Annotated in this window: 5 protein-coding genes; 3 read left to right on the top strand and 2 right to left on the bottom strand. The window is 36.4% G+C overall.

Going from position 1 to position 5,141, the window contains the following annotated elements; all coding sequences use genetic code 11:
* The first annotated feature begins 832 nt into the window (after positions 1–832).
* Entirely contained in the window at positions 833–1,717 is an 885-nt protein-coding gene (locus H0V01_01200; protein MBA2581983.1) for a hypothetical protein, read from the top strand.
* Between the two features lie 24 nt (positions 1,718–1,741).
* Complete coding sequence (locus H0V01_01205; protein ID MBA2581984.1) at positions 1,742–2,089, top strand: hypothetical protein; 348 nt, start codon at positions 1,742–1,744, stop codon at positions 2,087–2,089.
* Between the two features lie 481 nt (positions 2,090–2,570).
* Here H0V01_01205 and H0V01_01210 read toward each other — a convergent pair whose 3' ends face one another.
* Together H0V01_01210 and H0V01_01215 are read right to left on the bottom strand one after the other, a co-directional pair.
* A complete protein-coding gene (locus tag H0V01_01210; protein MBA2581985.1) occupies positions 2,571–2,858 on the bottom strand; it encodes a hypothetical protein in 288 nt (95 codons plus the stop codon).
* Between the two features lie 4 nt (positions 2,859–2,862).
* Positions 2,863–3,231, bottom strand: coding sequence for a helix-turn-helix transcriptional regulator (locus tag H0V01_01215; GenBank protein ID MBA2581986.1), 369 nt, complete (start codon positions 3,229–3,231; stop codon positions 2,863–2,865).
* Between the two features lie 172 nt (positions 3,232–3,403).
* Here H0V01_01215 and H0V01_01220 point away from each other — a divergent pair.
* Positions 3,404–5,141, top strand: a 1,738-nt coding sequence (locus tag H0V01_01220) for a toprim domain-containing protein (protein MBA2581987.1), incomplete at its 3' end; no start/stop codon positions are given.

A 5,141-nucleotide genomic window follows, 5' to 3' on the forward strand; every position in this document is an offset into this window, starting at 1 on the left:
GCGAAATAGCCACCAAAAGCCCAAGTCCTGTTTTTTGAGTTATGCGCTACTCCCTCCTGTCGGACAAGGCGCAAGCCACAGGCGTAAGGAACTTTTATATTTAAAAGGGCCTGGTTCGCTTTCTCCGTTTGAGTTTATCGCCCCCAAAAATCTGCACTAAATGCGCCAAAAAGAAAAGTTTTTTGTCACATTTAATGCTTTGATTTTCTTCAAAGGGGCGAGAAACTCAAGCGGGGAAAGGGCAAGGCCACAGCTCTATCAATATAAAAATAAAATTGCTTGATTGGGGGGCTTAAAATCTATCAAGGATAGGGCTGAAATGAAAAAGGAATATTGTTTTATTGAGGGTCTTCCACCCTCAAACTCCTGGATGCTCATTTTTATTGATAAATCCGCACTGCCAACCGCACTGCCAAAGCTTTATTAATAAAAATCGAGCGATAAATACAAAATAATTGAAATTTTATTGTCCTTACTTACAGTGTGTTAAATGATTTTTTGGAAATATTTTACCAAAATCAGTGATTTTGCCAAAATCGGAGATATTTATAAGATATATACTAATAATGGCAGAGATGCTGAATAAAAAAAATCAGATATGATAAATGAAAGCAAACAAACAAAATGAAGAAATCGGAATAAGCTTTTTAGGTTTTAAATTACGTAGTGTAAATCCTTCGCCAGAAGGAATAAAAATAATAAAAATGGTATTACTGTTTTTGTTGTTAATGGTAATTTTATTGAAAGTTTTATGATTTTATTTTTTTCAATTGAAATTATCAGTTGAAAAAAATAAAATAGTGATGTGAAAAGTTTATCTTAGCCGTTGAAAATGGGAGCTTTAAAACTTACATATAATCAAGAAAAACCATTGTTAAAAGTGGTGCAAGGAACTTTTTTAAATGAGAAAAAAGGTTGTGCAGTGGCGTACCGTTATGGGTTTAACGGTATGGAGAAGGATGACGAGGTGAAGGGAGCGGGAAACCAATATACATCCTTATATAGAGCATATGATCCTCGAATTGGAAGATGGTTAAGTATTGATCCAGAAACTAAACAATTTGCTGATTTGACTCCATATAATAATAATGAAAATAATCCTATTATAAATGCTGACCCAAATGGTGATTGCCCTTGGTGTGTAGGGGCATTAGTAGGAGCAGCATTAGATGTCGGTTTACAATTAACAGAAATTGCCCTTGATGATGATAAATCTTTAACTAATTTTAGTTTTACCTCGGTTGGGGTTTCAGCGGTAGCAGGTGCTACTGGAGTAGGAATTGCTACTAAAGTGGACAAGGTTTTGAAGGTTGCTAGCATTGCAAGTAAAACGGCCACTACAGTTATTAAGGTAACCACTAATGCTGCAACAGATGCTGCAACAAGTGTGGCAAGCCAAGTAATTAAAACGGGTGAGGTTAATGCTAAAGAAGTATTAATAGATGTGGTTGCAGGAGGAACAGTCGGAAAAGTTGCTGGTGATGCTGCGGAAAAAGCAGCTAAAAATTCGCCTGTAGGGAAGACATTAGCAAGACAAGCAGATAGAGCCGAAAGAGTAGCAGGAACTAACCCAAGACCTACACGACAAGCTGCAGCAGAAGCAGCAAAAAACAAAGTTGCAAATCACGCTGCAAGTCGTGGTACAGCAGCAGGCGTAGCAGCTTCTGGAACAGCCTCTGAAACAGTCAAAAAAGTAGTGGGGAAAGAAGAAAATTAAAAAAGTAAATTGTTTAAAATTGTCATGTTAAAAAGTAAAATAAATTTTACAAATCTAATTTTAGCCATAATAGGTTTTGGTACAATTGCATTTTTTATAAATATAAAAACAGCCTTGTTTTTAATTGTTTTTTTATCTGAAATAGCAGTTGTTACATACCTTTTTATGAATATATATAATTATTTTATAAGCAAAAGAGATATAAAACTTTTAAGATTGATTTTAGTTTTAGTATTTATTGCCCTAGCTATAAGTAGTCTATTATATTTTTTTTATGGAACCTATGCCTTACTAAAACCTTTATCTATATCAGCATTAATCTTTGTGATGGTTTTAGGATTTAATTGGTGGCTGTCAAAAAGAAATGGCTAATCAAATTTTACAAGTAAGAAGTGTAATTTCTTGCAAATTCCGAGAAACCCAGTAGGCGCGAAGCTGAAGCCAGGGGAAGTGTGTAAGGGCTTCGTGACAAAGTACAGGCCAGGCTTTAGGAAAGGGTTTAGCATTCGATATGTCCGATTAAATTGGGTGTTTTTTTGTAGTGTAATTAAAGAGTTGATAAAGCCAAAAAGTGTTCTACGTAAAAAATGGGATTTAATATATTGTAAATCAAAAATTTAAGAAATATTATTTCCCTTTATTTTGGTGTCGTAATGTCAGTGGTTCAGCCTTGTTAATATACTTGCTGAACTTGTCTTTACTCCTAATTAGCTACACTTGCAATATCACAGAAAAAAAATAGCTTTTCTATACTTGCAGTATCATTAAAGAATCAATCCGGTTTTAAGGTTTTTTTGCGCCGCAACTTTAACATTACCAGGTCACCTGATTTAAATTTTTGTTCCATATTAAATTAAATTAAATTTTTGTTTTTCTTTTCCTGTTCAATAAAGAAAGCTACAATTATAACCAACAGGCAAAAGAATAGCATAATTGCAAATTTTTGAGACTGTTCTTTATTAAGCGTTATAATCCGCCATTTAATAAGTAAAGGAAATATGGTAATAGCAAACCACCATACTAACTTATGCCACATCTTTTCACTAAAGGCCTTTATGCTCTTGTAATTTAAATCGGGCAGATTATCATTAATTAGTTTGCCAAAAAATGATCCGGCTAAAAATATTAAAATCTCTTTCATGCCTTTATGAAATGAATTGCTGATGAATAGTGCTTTTAAAAATAAATCCGTCCAGGAACTCAATCAATAAATTTTTCTTATCCTCTGGTAATTGCTCTATTTTTTTAAACTGAATAAGTAAACGCTCATCCTTTAGCATGTCTGTTGCTTTATTGTCCAGTGTTCCGTTCATCAAATAATCCGGGCTAACTTCTAAAGCTCTTGCAATTTTATTCAGTACATCAGCCGAGGGGGAAGCATCCCCACGCTCATAACGGCCTATGTTGGTATAATGCACCCCGGCCAGCTTGGCCAGTTCCTGTTGAGATAACTCTTTATTATCCCTTGCATCCTTTAAACGGGTGGCTAATGTTGTTTTTGCTTGCTTTTTCATATGCTGAAACTTTAATGTAGAAATACTTATTAACAGCACAAAGATACATAATATGCACGCAAAAGACTGATTTTATAAAGTGATTGTGAATAACTATTGCAAGTCCTTTGTAAATAAATAAAGTCAAAGTGATAAGTTTGTAGCGGAAACGCACATAAAAATTTTATCAACAATGGAAATCCCCGAAATCAAACAGAAGCTCACTTTGGCAGAAGTAATAAAACATTACGGATTAAAGGCAGACAAGCAGAACCGCATCAACTGCCCTTTTCATGATGACAAGACCCCATCAATGCAGCTTTACTGGAAAACCCATACGGCTTACTGTTTTAGCGGCAATTGCAAGACCCACGGGAAAAGTCTGGACGTGATAGATTTTATAATGCACAGGGAAAACACCACCAAGGCAGAGGCCATAAATAAGGCAAAAGAAATGATAGCGGGAGAAGCATCGCCCGCAGAGCAATTAACAAGGACGGCCATACTCACTAAAATGTTTACCTACTTTAAAAATGCAGTGCACAACAGCAAGCCGGCCAGGGAATACATAGAGCAAAGAGGCCTGGACTTTACAAAACTTGAAATCGGTTATAACTCCGGCCAGTTCCACCACGGGACAAGGAAAGATGAAACACTGATAAAAAACTGTTTGGAAGTAGGATTGTTACAGGACACGGGACTGGTAAGCAGAACGGGAGCCAAAGCATTTAAGCCCTTTGCAAAGTTCTGCATTGCCTTTGCCTTAAGGAACAGGGCAGGACAAGTAACAGGCCTTTATTTTAGAAGCACGGTAAACGAGCAGGAAAGCAAGCATTTTTATTTAAAAGACAGATCCGGCCTTTATCCCGAGTACCCGAAAGCAGGAACAAAAAAACTGATCATTGCAGAATCCATCATTGACACGGCCACGCTTTTACAGCTGGAGGAAATCACAGAAGAACACAGCTTACTGGCACTCTATGGAACCAACGGGCTGACAGAGGAACACATCACAGCAATAAAGGATCTGCAGCACTTGGAAGAAATCATCTTTTTTTTAAACGGAGATAAAGCAGGAATAGAAGCAGTAAAAAAACACAGCCTGGCACTGCAGCAGTTAAAGCCACTGGTAAAAATATACAACATAGAACCACCGCAGGGAGAAGACATCAACAGCCTGTTACAAGGCCACCAACCGGAAATATTTACAGAACTGCTAAATAAGAAAACCTTTATTTTTTCAACTGAGAAACCACAAGAAAACAAAGTTCAGTTGAAAGAAAAAAGCACAGAACAGCAGGAGCATCAGGAAGAAAAACAAATCTCCCTGGACACTAAAAACCCTTTTAAAATCCGCTATACAAGCCAAACAGCAAACTATTACATACAAGGAGGAATAAGCAAAGTATTGGACAATATGAAAGTTACTTTAGTAGTGGAAAACCTTCAAAGCCTTTTAAAATCACGCAACAAAGTAGATTTATATGAGGACAGACAGGTTGAAAAACTTTGCAAGGAAGTAGCGGAAAAATTAAGCTTAAGAAAAGATTTATTAGAAGCGGATCTGTACAAGCTCACGGACTTACTGGACGAGTTAAGGGAAACAGAACTACTGCAAAACAAAGAAGGAAAAGAACAAACGGGAGAAACCATTTACCCGCTAACCACGCAGGAAAGAGGACAGATAGAAACACTTTTAAAAAAGCCAAAACTGATACAAAAATTAGGCGAGCTGTTAGGAAAAGCCGGAATAGTTGGAGAAGAAAAGAACCGGATTTTTTTACTGATAATTGCCATCAGCTACAAAATGCCGGAAACATTGCACGCATTAATACAAGGCTCATCAGGAAGCGGAAAAACAAGATTGTTAAAACAAATATCCGATTGCATACCACAGGAAAAAGTAACCAAGCTCACAAGAATATCAGACA

Source organism: Bacteroidota bacterium (genome assembly GCA_013696965.1).
GTDB lineage: Bacteria > Bacteroidota > Bacteroidia > JACCXN01 > JACCXN01 > JACCXN01.

Coding starts and splice junctions, on each gene's coding strand:
- H0V01_01210 (MBA2581985.1), bottom strand. CDS start 2,858: ATGAAAGAGATTTTAATATTTTTAGCCGGATCATTTTTTGGCAAACTA.
- H0V01_01200 (MBA2581983.1), top strand. CDS start 833: ATGGGAGCTTTAAAACTTACATATAATCAAGAAAAACCATTGTTAAAA.
- H0V01_01205 (MBA2581984.1), top strand. CDS start 1,742: ATGTTAAAAAGTAAAATAAATTTTACAAATCTAATTTTAGCCATAATA.
- H0V01_01215 (MBA2581986.1), bottom strand. CDS start 3,231: ATGAAAAAGCAAGCAAAAACAACATTAGCCACCCGTTTAAAGGATGCA.